Origin of the sequence: Nonomuraea sp. NEAU-A123 (assembly GCF_018603905.1) — a bacterium.
GTDB lineage: Bacteria > Actinomycetota > Actinomycetes > Streptosporangiales > Streptosporangiaceae > Nonomuraea.
This window is the reverse complement of sequence record NZ_JAHFZZ010000002.1, coordinates 61,530-76,688: the sequence shown is the minus strand read 5'-3', so window position 1 is coordinate 76,688 and position 15,159 is coordinate 61,530. Positions and strand designations below refer to the sequence as shown.

Below are 15,159 nucleotides of genomic sequence, written 5' to 3'. Positions count from 1 at the left end.
TTCTTGCGCGAGCGTGTCCGTCAGGCTGGACGGCGTGCGGCGTCTGGCGAGGAGGAGCGTGGACAGGCAAGCAGAGAGGTGGCGTGTGCTGATCACTACTCCGGTGCGGGAGCGGTCGCAGCGTGAGCTCGCTTACGCGCTGATGTTGCCGTTCATGGTGGGAGCCGGCCTGGTCCATCTCGTTCTCGTGCTGCTGAGCGTCATCCTGACGGCGAATCTCGTCGGAGTGCCGATGCTGGCCCTGAGCGTGATGGCGGCCAGAGGGCTCGGCACGGCCAATCGACGGCTGGCACGAGCGTGGGCCGGGGTGCGGGTGCCCGATCCCGCCCCGTTCCGTGCTGGGCCGGGCCTGCTGAACCGGCTCGGCGCGGTGCTCGGTGACGTGACGGGATGGCGCGCCGTCATCCATAGCCTGCTCCGTCTGCCGGCGGCCGTGGTCGCCTGCGCGGCCACCGCCCTGTTGTGGGGAGGCGGCCTGCTCCTCCTCGGCTGCCCCCTGTGGAGGCAGTTCTCCGCCCTGGCGCACCTGTCTCCCCCCGGCTGGCCGGTTGCGGCGCTGGTGAGCGCCGCCGGACTGGCGCTGCTACTCCTCGCCCCGTGGGGCGTCCACCTCGCCCTGGCCCCCGAGCGCATGCTCGCCCGTACGCTGCTCGGGCCCGCGCCGGGCGACACCCGGATCCGCCGGCTGGAGCAGGCACGGGCGCTGGCCGCAGAGGACGCGATCGCCAGGCTCCGCCAGATCGAGCGGGACCTGCACGACGGGACGGCGGCACGGCTGGTGACGCTGGCCATGAGCCTGGGCATGGCCCAGGAAGAGCTCGAGCAGGCCGACCAGCCCGAACGGCTCCAGCGCGCCCGCGTCCTCGTCGACAGCGCGCACCGCAGCGCCAAGGAGACGGTGGCCGAGCTGCGTGACCTGATCCGCGGCATCCACCCGCCGGCACTCGACCAAGGGCTGGAGGTCGCCCTGGCCACGCTCACCGCACGCAGCCCGATCCCCGCCCAGTTCGAAGCCGACCTGCCCGAGCGACCGGCTCCGGCCATCGAGGCCATCGCCTACTTCTGCACGACGGAACTGCTCGCCAACGTGGTCAAGCACAGCGGCGCCAGGCACACCGCCATCGAGGTACGGGTACGTGATGAACGGCTGATTCTGCGGGTGCGCGACGACGGCACCGGCGGCGCGGCGATCGGCACCGGATCCGGATTACGCGGCCTGGCCGCCCGGATCCAAACGTTGGACGGCATGATCGACATTCACAGCCCGGCCGGAGGACCTACGGTGATCACAGTCGAACTCCCCCTGCACATCTGAACGGAGCAGTGCATGCGCATCGTGATCGCCGAGGACGCCGTGATGCTCCGGGAGGGCCTGAGCATGCTGCTCACCTCCCGCGACCACGAGGTGGTGGCCGCCGTGGGAGATGGCGACGCGCTCCTGGCCGCCGTGGCGAAACACCGTCCCGACATCGCCGTGGTCGACGTACGCATGCCGCCTTCCCACACCGACGAGGGCCTGCGAGCCGCGATCCAGATCCGCCGTGATCACCCAGAGGTGGGCGTGCTGGTGTTCTCCCAGTACATCGAGACCCGATACGCGACCCAGTTGCTCGCCAGCGGCGCGCAAGGCGTGGGCTACCTCCTGAAGGAGCGCGTCGCCGACGTCAAGGACTTCCTGGCCGCACTCGACCAGATCGCAGCCGGGCAGACCGTCCTCGACCCCGAGGTCGTCACCCAGATCATGGGCGCCAGCCGGCGCGCGGAGACCCTGGGCACGCTCACCCCGAGGGAACGCGAGGTGCTGGCCATGATGGCGGAGGGGCGTTCCAACAACTCCATCGCCGCCGCGCTGTTCCTGTCGTACGGCTCGGTGGAGAAGCACGTGACGCAGATCTTCACCAAGCTCGGCCTGTCTCCGTCGGACAACGACCACCGCCGGGTACTCGCCGTCCTGCACTACCTGCAGGCCTGACCATTCCCACCCGCGCGGGAGCGCGGATGGGGATTTCAGCGTCCTACGGCGCCGAGGTCGCGTGAGAACTGGCCACTGTGGCCATGGCCTCAGCACGCCATCGAGGTCGGCCAGCGGGGACGTGGTTCGGGCGGGGTGACAGCCTGATCGGATCGTTCGCTAAGCAGCGGGGTCACGGGTTGAGCAGAAAGGGCAGGCCCGCGTCGTGGACTCTGGTCGGGCGCAGGGGCCGCCACCCTTCGATGAGCTTGGCGAGCTCGGCTTCGATGTCGACGGTGATGAACCCGAAGAAGTTGATGTTCTCACGGTGGCCGGGGGCGATGAACGACAGCAGTTCGTCGGGAACTTCGCGGCCCTGGCCACGCAGTTCCTTGATCGCCATGCCGTAATACTCGGTCGTCCACGTGATTACCGCGTTCGTCAAGATTGTGAGGCACCATGCTTGCTCGGTCTGGTCCTGCAGCTGGGCGCGGACGATCGTGCCCTGCTGGGCGTAGTGCAGATCGCGGCGCAGGGCATGCAGGGACTCGCCTTTGTTGAGTTGCCGGGAGATCTTGCGCCGGTAGACGGGGTCGGACAGGTAGCGGGCGGCGTGGACGGTGCGCTGCATCCGCCCCCATTCCTTCAACGCAGCTGCCAAGGTGTTCTGCCGGGAGGCGGCCGACCACTTCCCGACGATGAGGGAGGCGGTCGCCTCCCCGAACTTCAATGATCCGCCCATTCGCAGCAGGTCGGAGTAACACTCGTGGATCAGGTCCTCGTTCCACCGGTCGGCCAGCAGCGGCCCGGCGTGCGGGTAAAGCGCGTTCGTCGCTGCCGGAGTGTCGACTCGGAGCATGGTGATCCTGCCCAGATCGCGCATCCGGGGGGTGAGGATCTTACCGACCAGGTCGAACAACCCGAAGTTGACCAGCGTGGCGCCATGAGTATCGGTCGCGTGCTCGTGGATCGGCAGATCGGTCTCATTGCCCAGCAGCTCGTCCAGGGTGTAGTGGCCTTCGCGGGTGGTCGGCACGATCTGCTTCGTCCCGTACGTCGACCACTGGTCGGACACGTGGGTGTAGGTCGACAGGACCCGGCCACCGTGGATGGTCATGTCCCGGGCGGTCAGCGACTTGCCTCGGACGGGGAACCGCTGCCCGTCCGAGGACGACATGGTGCCGCCACCGAACTTCTTGGCCAGCTCCAGTGAGTAGTGGTGGTTGACCAGAATGGTGTTCGCCTCGCGAAGTGTCTCCTCCCGCACATACCACTCCTGCGTCCAGGCGAGCGTGTCGTAGGACACCCCGCATGCCTCCGACATGCGGGTCAGCCCCAGGTTGGTGGCCCCGGCGATCAGGACGGCCAGAATGTTGCGCTTCTGCTCCACTGACAGCTTCGACTTGCGGCCACCAGCGTGGGTGAAGCAGTCCAGGAAGTGGGTGCGGGCATCCAGCTCGATCAGCAGCGAGGCGATCGGCACGAACGGCAGCATGCTCGACAGCTCGTCCCGCAGCTCCTTGGCCTCGGCCGGGATGTCCTCGGCCGACAGCGGCGGGATCACCAGCCGTCCCGCCTCGTCCAAGCGGACCGCGCCGACGTCACCTGGCGCGCTGCTTGCGAGGGTCTCCTCCAGATCCTCCAGGGCTTGGTGGAGTTCGTCCTTGACCTGCTCGATCGCCTCGGCCGCGTCGGCGGGTTTGCGGACCAGGTGGCAGAACTCTGCCCGTTTGGCCTCCCACTGCTCGGGGGTGAACAGGTAGGTGCCGGGGTCGGCGTAGCGGCGCGAGCCTGGCACGAACACATCCCCCGACCGCAGGCCGTCGCGCAACGCCAGGATGGTGCAGATCTCCCAGTAGTGCCGGAACGCGGTGTCGTCTCTGCTCTTGCGGGCCTTGGCCAGGTAGTCGGTGTACCGAGCCGGGACGAACGACGTCGGCGCCTCGGCGGGAACCTTCCGGCCGCCGGTCCGATTCAAGTCTTTGAGGATGGCGACCGCGTCCATCAGGTCCGCGGTGCCGGGCCCGCCCTGGAAGTCGATCGCCTCCAGCACCCTGGGGGTGAACTTCCGCAGGTAGGTGTGGGATGCCTCCAGCGCCGCCAGACGGCCGTGGTCCCGGGGCAGCGGCTTCCAGCTCACCGCTGCGACCTCCCGGAGCTTGTTCATCCCGATCCGCTCCCGCAGCATCCCGCCGACCTGCTCGTCGGCGATGGCGGGATCGATGAGTACCGGCAGGATCACATCCATCAGCAACTGCCGGGCCTCGCCCTTCTTGGCCCGTTCCGCCAGGGCGGCGTCAGTCTTGGCCTTGGCGTGGGACTCGCGCGCCGACACCGCCTGGTCGAACAACGCGATGACCTCGTCCAGCTGGTCGACCGCGGACTGGGCGACCAGCGCCAGCAGGATCGGATAGCGGCGCTCCCCGCGCCGCTCCAGCCCCTGCACCGTCGAGCGCCGGCCCAACGTGGCCAGGAACCGGCGCCGCTCCCGCGGCAGCATCGACAGATCCAGCAGATGCGCGTCCATCGCGCGCAGGTACATCAGCCTGTCGATCGCTAACTTGATCGACGTCGGCGTCGCCTCCACCGCGGGCGTCGTCAGCCACGCCAGCCGGGTCGTTCCGATCTCCGGATCGTGCACCAGCAGCCGGTCTAAATCCGCCCGCATCGGCCCGGTCAACAGATGATCGACTTTCTCCGACGTCAACGCCCCCGCCGCGTTACGCGCCGACCCGACCATCTTCATCAACACGACCACACCGGGCCGGACCACCTTCGAGCTGATCAGATACTCGGCCGCCTGGTGGAACAGCAGCGACGGCGTGTCATGTTCCATCGCCCGGTCCAGCAGGAACTGCTCCAGCTCCTTCAACGTCTCGCCCCTGGTCGGAACCGGTTTCCAGCCCAGGTACTTCAGCACCAGCTTCAAATGATCGCTACGGGTCTGCGCCCGCCGCCCGTACTGCTCCAGGGCTCCCCGAAACACCGCCAGCTGGTTCGCCAGCCGCTGGACCGCCGCCTGCGGCACCGACCGGATGTCGTCCGGTACGAACCCCAGCCACGGCAAGGTGCACAGCTGCACCGCCAACCCCAAGCGCGCCGCCGAACCCCGGCCCCCGCCCCGGCTTAAGTTGTCGACGAACCCCAGATCCTTCCGTGTCAACGTGAAGAACCTAATCAACTCCTCCCTGCCGATGTCCGGATACGACCGAAGCCGCTCCATCTGCTCGTCGGAGAAGAACTGAACCGCCAACGCCCACCAACCTCCACAAACGCGCCGAAACCAGTACGAACCGTAGCGGCAGAGATCGTCAGGCGTTCCCTCAACTCAAATAACACCAGGTAAGAGGCGGGTTCGTTGGATTCCGCTCCATTGCTACCGGGACCCCAGCCACCCAGCAGGATCCCCGCGATCGGGATCACCACGATCGGCTCCAGGGAAATCGTCCCGCTCACGGCCAGCACCGCCAGCACCGGCGCGGTGCCCGCCGCGATCGGCACCGCCGCCCACCAGGCCTTCCGGCCACGCGTGAGGCTCCGGCCCGCGGTGAAGGCGGCCACACCGTACATGAGCAGAATGAATCGGGGGTCTTCTCGCCGGGTAGCCCCGGTGCATTGCTGCACCGGGGCCCCCTCAGAACCGTGCGTGCCACTCGTCGCGGCACACGGCTCAAGCAAGCCGCGATGGGCGGTTCAGGTGTGCTGTGCTGGGCTCCTGCGTAGTCGGGCGAGGTAGCCGCGATGGCAGGAGGTGTGAACAAGGCGGGTCTGGCCATCGCCGGTTGGGCCGGGTCGTCCGTGGTGTGTGAGGTAGTCGGCTGCTATCGCGCGCCGGACGACGTGTAGCCACCATCGCGCCCATTGTTCGAGCGACTCGGGTGGCTGGTCGGCGGTGATCAAATGGTCCCCGCAGAGCGAGCGATCGTTATCTTGGGTTGTCAAGCGAACCGGCTGGTCAGCCGCTTGGAGGTCTGTCAGGCACGTCAGGCAAGTAGGCTGCCTGCGGCTGCCGCGCCGATGGATCGGCGAGAGCTTGCCGTTCTCTGTCAAGTGCTGCGTGTTGACCAGAGCTTGCGATCTTCCGTGAGCGCGCTCGCCTATGAAGGGTTTGGCTGGTGCGGTGGGAGCGCCATGGCCAGGGGCGGGAGGTTCTGGACGGTTGGCCAGCCAGCGCAGTAGACGAAACGCGCGTTCGCTGATGGTCTCGCTGCCCAGCAGTGCCGCCAACACGATGGTCATCATGACAACCGCCTCCAGAACTCCAAGCGAAAGTCCGAGTGCGGGGTTAGCGAAGGCGACGCCGGTGGGGGCGCCCAGCGCGCCGGCGGCAAGGCCCACCTGACTCCAGATTGATCGGGGCGCGCTGACGGCGGGAACGTTACTGGTTAGCTACGCCCCTTACTCCGCGCTGCGGTCGTAGGCGTCACGCGCGGCGGCGATGGCGGCGCGGTGCCGCCCTGCCCACGAGGTGAGCGAGGTCAGGGATTCGTACAGTTCCAGCGCGATGTCGGTCGCGGTGTACTCGACCTTGGGCGGCACCGTCGGATAGACGGTCCTGACGAGCAGGCCGTCACGCTCCAGATTGCGCAGGGTGAGCGTCAACATGCGCCGGCTGATGCCCTTGACCGTCCGCTCCAGCTCCATGAACCGCACCGGGCCGTGCGCGGTCGCGAGCAGGATCCCGATGGCCCACTTGCCGCTGACCCGGTCGAGCACCTCCAGCATCGTGCAGGCCGCCGAGTCGTGCGAGCCGTGGACCTGCGCGGTTACATCGGTGTTCCGCTGAACCATGAATGTGCCTTCTTCCGCTGGGCCTCCATGGTCACAAATGATGGCCCCGGTAACAAGTCGTCTACTCAGGAATAAAGGTGACCCTTGAGCGAGACAGACCGCATGCGCTGGGCAGCGCTGTACGTGCTCTGCGCGGGAACACTGATGATCGTCCTCGACGGGAGCATCGTCACCGTGGCGCTGCCCACCATCGCCTCGGCCCTGCACTTCTCCCAGACCGGTCTCTCCTGGCTCGTCAACGCCTACATGATCGCCTTCGGCGGGCTGCTCCTGCTGTCCGGGCGGTTCGGCGACCTCATCGGTCGCAAACGCATGTTCCTGACCGGCGTCACGACCTTCACCGCAGCCTCACTGCTGTGCGGGCTGTCCGGAAGCCAGGAACTGCTGATCACCGGACGGTTCCTCCAGGGCGTCGGCGGCGCCATGGCCAGCGCCGTCACCCTCGGCATGATCGTGACCATGTTCACCGAGCACCGCGAACAGGCCAAGGCGATCGGCGTCTTCAGCTTCGTGGCTGCGGCCGGAGGCTCGATCGGCGTCATCGCCGGCGGAGTCCTCACCCAGGCGGCCGGCTGGAACTCGATCTTCTACATCAACGTCCCCATCGGGATCGCCATCGTGGCCCTGGCCGCCCGCCTGTTCCAGCCCCACCGCGGGCTCGGGTCCAGCGCGGGAGCCGACCTGCTCGGCGCGTTCCTGGTCACCTCAGGACTGATGCTGCTCGTCTACACCATCAACAAGGCCGAGGAACACGGCTGGGGCTCGGCCCACACCCTCGGCTTCGGCACCGTGTCGATCGCCCTGCTCGCAGGGTTCGTCCTGCGGCAGACCAAGGCGAGCAGCCCGCTGCTACCGCTGCGGCTCTTCCGCTCCCGCCAGTTGTGGGGGGCCAACGTCGTCCAGATCCTCTTCGTGGCCGCTCTGTTCGGGTTCCAGTTCCTGCTGGCCCTGTACCTGCAGTCGGTCAACGGATACAGCGCCGTCGAGACCGGCCTGGCCTACCTGCCCGGTCCCATCGTGATCGCGGTGATCTCACTCGGGTTGTCCGCCCGGATCATGACCCGCTTCGGCGGACGCACCGTGCTGCTGGCCGGCCTGGTTTCCACGGTGGCCGCCCTCCTGCTGCTCGCCCGCCTTCCCCTGCACGCCACGTACGCCGTGGACGTGCTTCCGGCCGTGGTCCTGCTCGGAGTCGGCGCGGGCCTAGCGCTCCCGGCGGTCATCGGGCTCGCCATGTCGGGCGCCACGCCCAGCGATTCGGGCCTGGCATCTGGACTGCTCAACACCACCCAGCAGATCGGCGGCGCGCTCGGCGTCGCGGCCCTGGCCACCCTCGCCAGCTCACACGCGCAGAGCCTGCTCTCCGACGGCGAGAGCGCCACCGCGGCCTCCACCTACGGCTACCGGCTGGCCTTCGGGGTCGCGGCCGGACTCCTCATCGCCGCCTTCCTCCTCACGGCCACCGTGCTGTCGGCGTCCAAGGCCCTCCCACCGCAGCCGTCCGAGGGCGGAACACCGTCAGACGTCACAGATGCCTTGGCTTCAGCGCGATCCAGCGTCGGCGAGATCCCGCAGGGGCCGGATGGCGGAACGATTGCGAGGGCCGACAATGGCGGCGCCGGTCAAGCTCGGCTCGAGCGGTCCTGAACGAGATTCCCCTAGCGCTCAACCAATCGAACGGCCGAATCCTCGGGGCTTCGGCCGCGAGGATTCCGCAGCTCGATCCGGTGACGCGACGTGATCCACCTCGAAGGCCACTCAACATGAAGATTTTGATCACACCACTCTTGGAGTTGACAATGACCCGCTTCGTCTCTGACCCATCTCACGCTCCCATCGGCCCGCCTCCACCTTTCGACCCGGAGCTCGCACCAGCCCTGCGAATGATCAATGAGGCCCTGCCGCCCGACGCATTCAGCGACCTCACCGAGATCGCGACCCTGCGCCAGGGCCCTCCCGGCATGCAACCCGCGCCGCACGAGGCGTTCACCAAGGGTGGCGCCTTCACCATCGAAGAGCGGACGGTGCCAGGACCTCAGGACGCCCCGGACGTCTCCCTGCTGATCTGCCGACCGACGGCGGCGGCTGTGCCTGTTCCGGTGATCTATCACATCCACGGCGGTGGCATGGTCATGGGCGACAACCGGTCACAGGTCCCCGAGATGCTCGACCTGGCCCAGGAGGTGGGCGCGGCCGTGGTATCGGTGGAATACCGGCTCGCGCCGGAGACCCCGCATCCCGGTCCGGTCGAGGACTGCTACGCCGGTTTGGCGTGGACCGTCGAACACGCCGAGGAACTGGGCTTCGATCCCGAGCGGATCATCGTCGCCGGCGGCAGCGCCGGCGGAGGCCTGGCTGCGGCCCTGGCCCTGATGGCCCGTGACCGCGGAGGCCCGGCCCTGTTCGCGCAAATGCTGATGTACCCGATGATCGACGACCGCAACGACACCCTCTCAGCGCGCCAGCTGGCCGGGCTGGGTACCTTCGACCAGGCGTCCAACCAGGGTGGATGGACCGCCCTACTCGGCGACGCCCGGGGCACCGACGACGTCTCCCCCTACGCGGCGCCGGCACGGGAGGCGGACCTGTCCGGACTGCCGCCAGCGTTCATCGACGTGGGATCTGCCGAGACCTTCCGCGACGAGGACGTCACCTACGCCAGCCGAATCTGGCAGGTGGGGGGGATCGCCGAACTGCACGTGTGGCCCGGCGGCTTCCACGGGTCCGACCTGCTGGTGCCGCAGGCGGTGCTGTCTCAGAACGCCCGCGAGGCACGCGCCCGGTGGCTGCGCAGGATTCTGTCCTGAGCTGAGGCAGGATTCTGTCCTGAGCTGAGACGGACACGCTCAGCACATAGCCGGAGCTTCGCGGACGAGACCGGCCAGAGCCCGCTGGAGCACCTGCAGTCGTCGCGTGTCCGTCGCGCCCGCCACCTCCTTGAGGCCACGAACCGAACCGTCGGCAGCATCTCCGCCGCGGTCGGATACAGGGACCCCAGCACGTTCGCCGCCCTCTTCGCCAAGCACACTGGACGACGCCCGAGGGACTACCGCGCGGCCTTCCACCGTGTTGACTGATTTAGGCGCATGAAGCCGGTTTGCCGCTGGAGACCACGGTCAGTTACTGCCGCGCCCCTCTGCATCGACAACCCGCGACAGTTGAATACGCGACCTCACCAGTATTCCGGCTGCCGTGACCAACGTGCCTGACAACCCCAGATAATTTGTCAGGCACGTTCCATGGAAGCCACTTGCCTCACATGCCTGACGCCTTCTCGGCACCCCAGATAACAGCAGCCTTCCTGCTTGGTGAGCAGGCGGAGGCTGTAGCGATCGAGCGGAGGCTTGACCCGAGTGCGCCGTTTGGCCCAGTACTCCACCAGGGCAGGGTCATCGGGGGATGCTCGGCCCAGGACGAGCGTGTGCCGGACGATGGGGGTCCAGGCAAACTTGGTGAGGTAGGCGCCGGTTTCCCGGTCTCCGAACACCCACCAGTCGTTCCTGAACTTGTTGAACTTGCCGAAGTACCGGTCGACGATCCAGCGCCTCGGCTTGTTCGGATGGCCGCACTTGGCCCACTTGAAAGTGAGCCTCCATACGTAGTTGTCCAGGGCGGTGAACACCTTGGACGAGACCATGCCACGGTAGTAGGCGGCCCAGCCCCGCACGATGGGATCGAGCCGGGCGATGACCGCCAGCGCGTTCGAGCCGCGCAGGCTGCGCGCCTCGGCCGCGAGCCGCAGCTTCAGCCGCTTGACCGCCGAGGGACTCGGTGTGGTCAGCGTCTTGCCGTTGGGATAGCGGCGGATGAGGGCGCCCAGAAACTCGAACCCCTCGGTGAGGTGAACGATGCGGGTCTTGTCTTCGTTGAAGATCAGACCTCTAGGCTTCAGCCACTCGGCAAGACGTGCCTTAACCTGCTCGGCCTGCTGCTTGGAATGGCAGAGCGCGATCATGTCGTCGGCGTAGCGGACCACGATCGGGCATCCCGCCACCGTCTCCCCGGCGTGATCGCCGTCAGTGCGGTAGCGGACCCCGGCGGCTTCCTCCAGCCCGTGCAACGCCACGTTCATCAGGCACGGGGAGATCACGCCGCCTTGAGGGGTGCCCTCGTCGGTCGGTGAGAAACCCATGCCCGTCTCGAACACCCCGGCTTTCAACCAGTCCCGGATCATGTCCCTGGCGGGGAACGACCCGATGGACTCCAGCAGCCGGGCGTGGTCGATACGGTCGAACGCCGCCGCCAGGTCCGCGTCCAGTACCCACATCCGTTTCGCCAGCTTCTGGCTGGTGGCCTGGAAGATGGACTGGATCGCGTCCTGGCAGCTCCGACTCGGCCGGAACCCATAGGAACGAGGTTCGAACCGGGCTTCCCACTCGGGTTCCAGCGCGTTGCGGACCCGTGCCTGATGGCACCGGTCCATGATCACTGGTATCCCGAGGGGGCGGAGCTTGGCGGGGTTGCTGGCTTTCGGAATGTGCACCCGCTTGACCGCGTGCGCTCTCCAGGAACCGATCGTGGCATGCACGCGCACCGCCGTCTCGGCCCTGGCCTCGGAAGTCAGAGCGACCTCCCCGTCGATGCCCGCGGTCTTGCGGCCAGCATTGCGCTGCGTTACCTGCCGCACGCTTACCAGCGTGTTGGCCCGGCTCCGCAGCATCAGCTTCTGAAGGTTTCTGGCCTTGGGCCAATCCTCCTCCTGAACCGCCTTGAAGATCCTGCACCGCAGCCGCCGTACCTGCTCCTCCTGAACACGCCAATCGATGGTCTCCCACCGCTCGGCGTCGAGGCGGAGCAGGTCCTCGGGTCCGTTCACCATGAGGTGTCCAACTTGTCCCTAGGTTCCAGCGGAACCGGTGCTTCGTCGTCAAAGGCTCACCTGCCCACGTCAGCGCCCTTTCGGGCCCGGGCACCAGGCCCGGTATCCGGCCAGTTATCCGAGACCACCGCTGGAGGAAGCGGCCTTGCCGTCCCGGTTTCCTGCCGCCTTTCGGCTGCCGGCCTTAGCTTCTTGGGCATCCTGTTCCCGCCGGGGAGTTCAGCTCTCCTCGCGGTCGGCCTACCGCTCCCGGTCACCTGGGAGCGGACCTCGACGAGGTTTCCATGTTCCGCACGCATGAGACGCGGCTGGGATCGGGCGTCCTCGGTACCCCGGGGGCAACGGTGTCTACACGGTCCGGGTTCGGTCCCCGGCCGCCGTTCGCCGCCTTCCAGCGGCACGGCCCCTATTCACCACGGTCAGCATCCCGTCTCGTGGCGTGGACATGACGAGGCATCAGCAAGGATTCACGGTCGTTCGCCCTTCCAGCCTTCCCCTCGCCTGTGGCTCCCGGACGGAACGGGCACTCTTGGGCTTTCCTCTGGGCTCCGCACCCCACGGTTACCCGCGACGCACGCCAGCCTCCTCGAAGGCCGAGACCTTCCGCCAGGTGACCGACCGCCGACACCGCGACACCGGCCCCATCACCTACCGCCATGCTCGGGAGCTGTAGGGCTTGGATCACTTAACCTGGGCGGCCGGTCCTGGTCACAGGGAAGCTGCCCGCAGAAGCAGGGCCGCCACGGCGAGGATGAGGATCACCACTGGAGTGACGATGCCTTTGACGTCGCTCTTGCGCAGATGGGCGCCGATGGCGCCGATGAAGTAGAGCACCAGGCCCACGGCCGCCGCGATACCGAGCGGGCCGTACCACAGGCCGATGACCAGGCCCGCCGCGCCGGCGATCTCACACGCCGCCAAGAACGGATACAGCCACAGAGGCACGCCAAGCTGTTCGGTCAAGGTCTGCACGGCGCGCTCCTGGCGAGTCAGCTTGGCCCAGGCGGACGGCAGCAGGGCTAGCGCGAGCAGGACCGCGATGACTGCATAGGCAATGAACATGATCACTCCAGTTTGTTGATCCCGACAATCGTTGAGCGGGCGGGTGGAGAAGGTCGCGGCTTCTCCACCCGCGGTGGAGCGGGTTGTTACGCGGCGTTCGCGCGCAGGCGCAGGGCGAGGTGCTTGGCCTTGGTGACCGCGTCTTGGAGAGCCTTGGCGCGCGAGGCTTCCGCGAGCGGGATGAGCTGGGCCATCGCGGGGTTGGTGGCGGCAAGGGTCAGCTCGGGGACGATGAAGTCGACCTCGACGCCGAGATACACGGTCAAAACGTCCCGCAGGTAGTTCTGGACGTACTCGAAGGGCTCACGCGGGGTGCCCGGAGCGTAGGAGCCGCCGCGGCTGGCGACGACGATGACCGGTGTGCCCTTGACGGTCGAGTTCTCGCCCGCGGTACGCCCCGGCAGGATCACATGGTCCAGCCATGCCTTGAGGGTCGAGGGAATCGAGAAGTTGTACATCGGCGCGCCGATCAGCACGGCGTCAGCCTGCTCCAATTCCTCGACCAGCGTGATGCGCTCAGCGAAGGCGGCGGCCTGCTCCCGGCTGTGGTCGGCAGGTGCCGCGAAACCGGCGGTCGCGGCGATGCCGTCGAGGTGCGGAACAGGGTTCGCGGCCAGGTCGCGATAGATCACGACGTTTTCCGGGTGCTGCTCTTCCCAGGCCTTGTGGAAGGTCTGCGTCACCGCACGTGAGGCCGATGCCGACAGAGGGAAGAGGGACGCGTCCAGGTGCAGCAGGGTGGGCATGAGTATCTCCCTTGATCAGGGGCCCGGAGCATCGTCCGGGCTTTGTGCGTAACTATTCTTTTCACACTAGCTTACTTTTTCTCACTAGCGAAGAAGAGGGTAGTACCATGGGTTCATGGCCGATGAAGGGACTCACAATGAAGCAGGGTGCGGGCGCGTCGAGGATGGCATTGGGCCCGTCTTCCAGCTGCTGGGAAAGCGCTGGACGGGCATGATCGTGGCCGCGCTGCTGCGGGGCCCGGTGTACTTCGGCGAACTGCGCAGGTCCGTCCCCGGCGTGAGTGAACGCATGCTTTCCGACCGGCTCACCGAACTCGGCGCGGCAGGGCTGGTCGTCCGCGAAGTCAATGAGGGGCCGCCGCTGCGCGTCTCCTACCGGCTGACGGAGTCCGGTGCCGCACTCGAACCCGCGCTGAAGGAATTGGCGCGATGGGCCAACCAGCACCTCAAGGACAGCCGGCCGACGCAGCCGACGGCCGTAGGCGCTTAAGGCGTGATCACCGTGTCAGGCGGCTAGGCCCAGGTCCAGGTGGATGTCCATGTCGATCTGGATGGTGCCGTAGAGGTTGGCGTGCGACCAGAAGAGCGGGCTGAGCGCGCGCCGGTCGGCGTCGGTGAGCCGCTCAGCCCAGGCCGGGTCCTTCAGAAGCGGACTGCACCAGGATGGTGTTGACGAAGACCAGGGCCGATTGCAGCAGGTGCAGGGCGAGCATGGAGACTTCCTGGTTCTCCCGGTCGGTGCCGCCGATGGTGCCGGCCTTGCCGTAGAACAGATCGGCGTTGGCGGAGTTCCAGTTCTCCACCACCTGCAGGCCCTCGTGGATCTCCCGGCGTAGTCCTTCGGAGGCCATGTAGTCGGCGATGAAGATCGACTTGACCGCCCGGCCGACCTCTTCGATGGCGCGGTAGGTGGGGTGCTTGGGGCCGCCGCGGATGAAGCGGCGCAGTACCTGTTCGGCCTCGCCGGTGCGGAGCTTCAGCGCGGTGGCGTACTTGACCATCTGGTCGTACTGCTGGGCGATCAGCTCCCAGTCGATGGTGCGCTCGCTCACCATGCCGGTCAGGCATGCGGGTACGGCCTGCTCGGCGTCGACGCGGACGAGCTTTTGGTGGGAGACGTTCTTCATCCGCGGCAGCAGTCTGAAGCCCAACAGGTGAGAGAAGGCGAAGCCGACCAGGTTCTGGCCGTGGGTGTCGGTGTACTGCCGGTCGATGGTGGCATCGGTGCAGTGCCGCAGCACGCCCTCGATCATCGCCGAGACCTCCGACGCCGAACAGGACTTGAGCTGGGAGTACACGCACACCGACTTGCGTTCGACGTGCCAGTAGATCATCACGCCGGGGCCGCCATAGCGGACGTGGTACTCCGTCATCAGGTTGGAGGACCAGGACCCGAACTTCTTGGCGTCGCTCGCGCAGGCGGTGCCGGTGCCCCACCAGGCCTCATCGCGCGCCCGCAGGGTGGCATTCACCAACGTCGCGATCGCGTTGCGCAGGTTGTCGCGGTTGACGAACAGATAGCGGGTGGAGCGCAACGCGGCCTCGCTCTCGCCGTGCTTGCCGCCGTCGGCCACCCGCTTGATCCCGATGTTGGTGCCCAGGGCGTACAGCACCAGCAGCAGACGTTTGCGGATCACCTCCCGCGGGGTGTTCTCCCTGGTGGCGATGGTGGAGAAGTCGTCGGTGAACTGGGTGACGAAGTCGGACTCCTTGAGGAAAGTCGAGAAGGTCGATGACGCCCCAGCGGGCCGCAACCGCGGCGTGCAGCGCCCGCAGGTTCTCCGGCGTCT

At 67.2% G+C, this 15,159-nt stretch carries 13 protein-coding genes; 6 read left to right on the top strand and 7 right to left on the bottom strand.

Translation table 11 applies throughout. The features are described from left to right. Positions 1-85 precede the first annotated feature (85 nt). The gene (locus tag KLK06_RS04380) at positions 86-1,315 is read left to right on the top strand and encodes a sensor domain-containing protein (protein ID WP_214634009.1); all 1,230 of its coding nucleotides are present in this window, start codon (positions 86-88) and stop codon (positions 1,313-1,315) included. Positions 1,316-1,327: 12 nt separating this feature from the next. Beyond that, positions 1,328-1,972, top strand: coding sequence for a response regulator transcription factor (locus tag KLK06_RS04375; RefSeq protein ID WP_214634008.1), 645 nt, complete (start codon positions 1,328-1,330; stop codon positions 1,970-1,972). A 172-nt stretch (positions 1,973-2,144) separates the two neighbouring features. Here the strand turns inward: KLK06_RS04375 and KLK06_RS04370 are convergent, their stop codons facing one another. The 3 genes from KLK06_RS04370 to KLK06_RS61295 all read right to left on the bottom strand — a co-directional run bounded on the left by KLK06_RS04370 (position 2,145) and on the right by KLK06_RS61295 (position 6,742). After that, positions 2,145-5,174 (bottom strand): Tn3 family transposase, encoded by a 3,030-nt coding sequence (locus KLK06_RS04370; protein ID WP_250904995.1) that lies wholly within the window; start codon positions 5,172-5,174, stop codon positions 2,145-2,147. Further along, positions 5,129-5,575, bottom strand: a complete 447-nt coding sequence (locus tag KLK06_RS04365) for an ABC transporter permease (protein WP_214634006.1) — start codon at positions 5,573-5,575, stop codon at positions 5,129-5,131. Before KLK06_RS04365 ends, KLK06_RS04370 begins: the two co-directional genes overlap by 46 nt. 774 nt (positions 5,576-6,349) lie before the next feature. After that, complete coding sequence (locus tag KLK06_RS61295) at positions 6,350-6,742, bottom strand: helix-turn-helix domain-containing protein (RefSeq protein ID WP_284734892.1); 393 nt, start codon at positions 6,740-6,742, stop codon at positions 6,350-6,352. An 84-nt stretch (positions 6,743-6,826) separates the two neighbouring features. Between KLK06_RS61295 and KLK06_RS04355 the strand changes: the two genes are divergently transcribed. The 3 genes from KLK06_RS04355 to KLK06_RS04345 all read left to right on the top strand — a co-directional run bounded on the left by KLK06_RS04355 (position 6,827) and on the right by KLK06_RS04345 (position 9,819). Next, positions 6,827-8,389: an MFS transporter gene (locus tag KLK06_RS04355; RefSeq protein WP_214634005.1), complete on the top strand. Its 1,563-nt coding sequence runs from the start codon at positions 6,827-6,829 to the stop codon at positions 8,387-8,389. Positions 8,390-8,625: 236 nt separating this feature from the next. Further along, entirely contained in the window at positions 8,626-9,549 is a 924-nt protein-coding gene (locus KLK06_RS04350) for an alpha/beta hydrolase (RefSeq protein ID WP_250904916.1), read from the top strand. A gap of 24 nt (positions 9,550-9,573) precedes the next feature. Continuing rightward, positions 9,574-9,819: a helix-turn-helix domain-containing protein gene (locus tag KLK06_RS04345; protein WP_214634679.1), complete on the top strand. Its 246-nt coding sequence runs from the start codon at positions 9,574-9,576 to the stop codon at positions 9,817-9,819. 149 nt (positions 9,820-9,968) lie between these two features. On the opposite strand, the gene ltrA is transcribed toward KLK06_RS04345, so the two are convergent. The 3 genes from ltrA to KLK06_RS04330 all read right to left on the bottom strand — a co-directional run bounded on the left by ltrA (position 9,969) and on the right by KLK06_RS04330 (position 13,369). After that, a complete protein-coding gene (gene ltrA / locus KLK06_RS04340; RefSeq protein ID WP_214634003.1) occupies positions 9,969-11,561 on the bottom strand; it encodes a group II intron reverse transcriptase/maturase in 1,593 nt (530 codons plus the stop codon). 708 nt (positions 11,562-12,269) lie between these two features. Further along, complete coding sequence (locus KLK06_RS04335) at positions 12,270-12,623, bottom strand: DoxX family protein (protein ID WP_214634678.1); 354 nt, start codon at positions 12,621-12,623, stop codon at positions 12,270-12,272. 86 nt (positions 12,624-12,709) lie between these two features. Continuing rightward, a complete protein-coding gene (locus tag KLK06_RS04330; RefSeq protein WP_214634002.1) occupies positions 12,710-13,369 on the bottom strand; it encodes an FMN-dependent NADH-azoreductase in 660 nt (219 codons plus the stop codon). 115 nt (positions 13,370-13,484) lie between these two features. On the opposite strand from KLK06_RS04330, the gene KLK06_RS04325 reads away from it, so the two are divergent. Beyond that, positions 13,485-13,859, top strand: coding sequence for a helix-turn-helix domain-containing protein (locus tag KLK06_RS04325; protein ID WP_214634001.1), 375 nt, complete (start codon positions 13,485-13,487; stop codon positions 13,857-13,859). A 133-nt stretch (positions 13,860-13,992) separates the two neighbouring features. Here the strand turns inward: KLK06_RS04325 and KLK06_RS59545 are convergent, their stop codons facing one another. Further along, entirely contained in the window at positions 13,993-15,123 is a 1,131-nt protein-coding gene (locus KLK06_RS59545; protein WP_250904915.1) for a transposase, read from the bottom strand. Between the last annotated feature and the right edge of the window lie 36 nt (positions 15,124-15,159).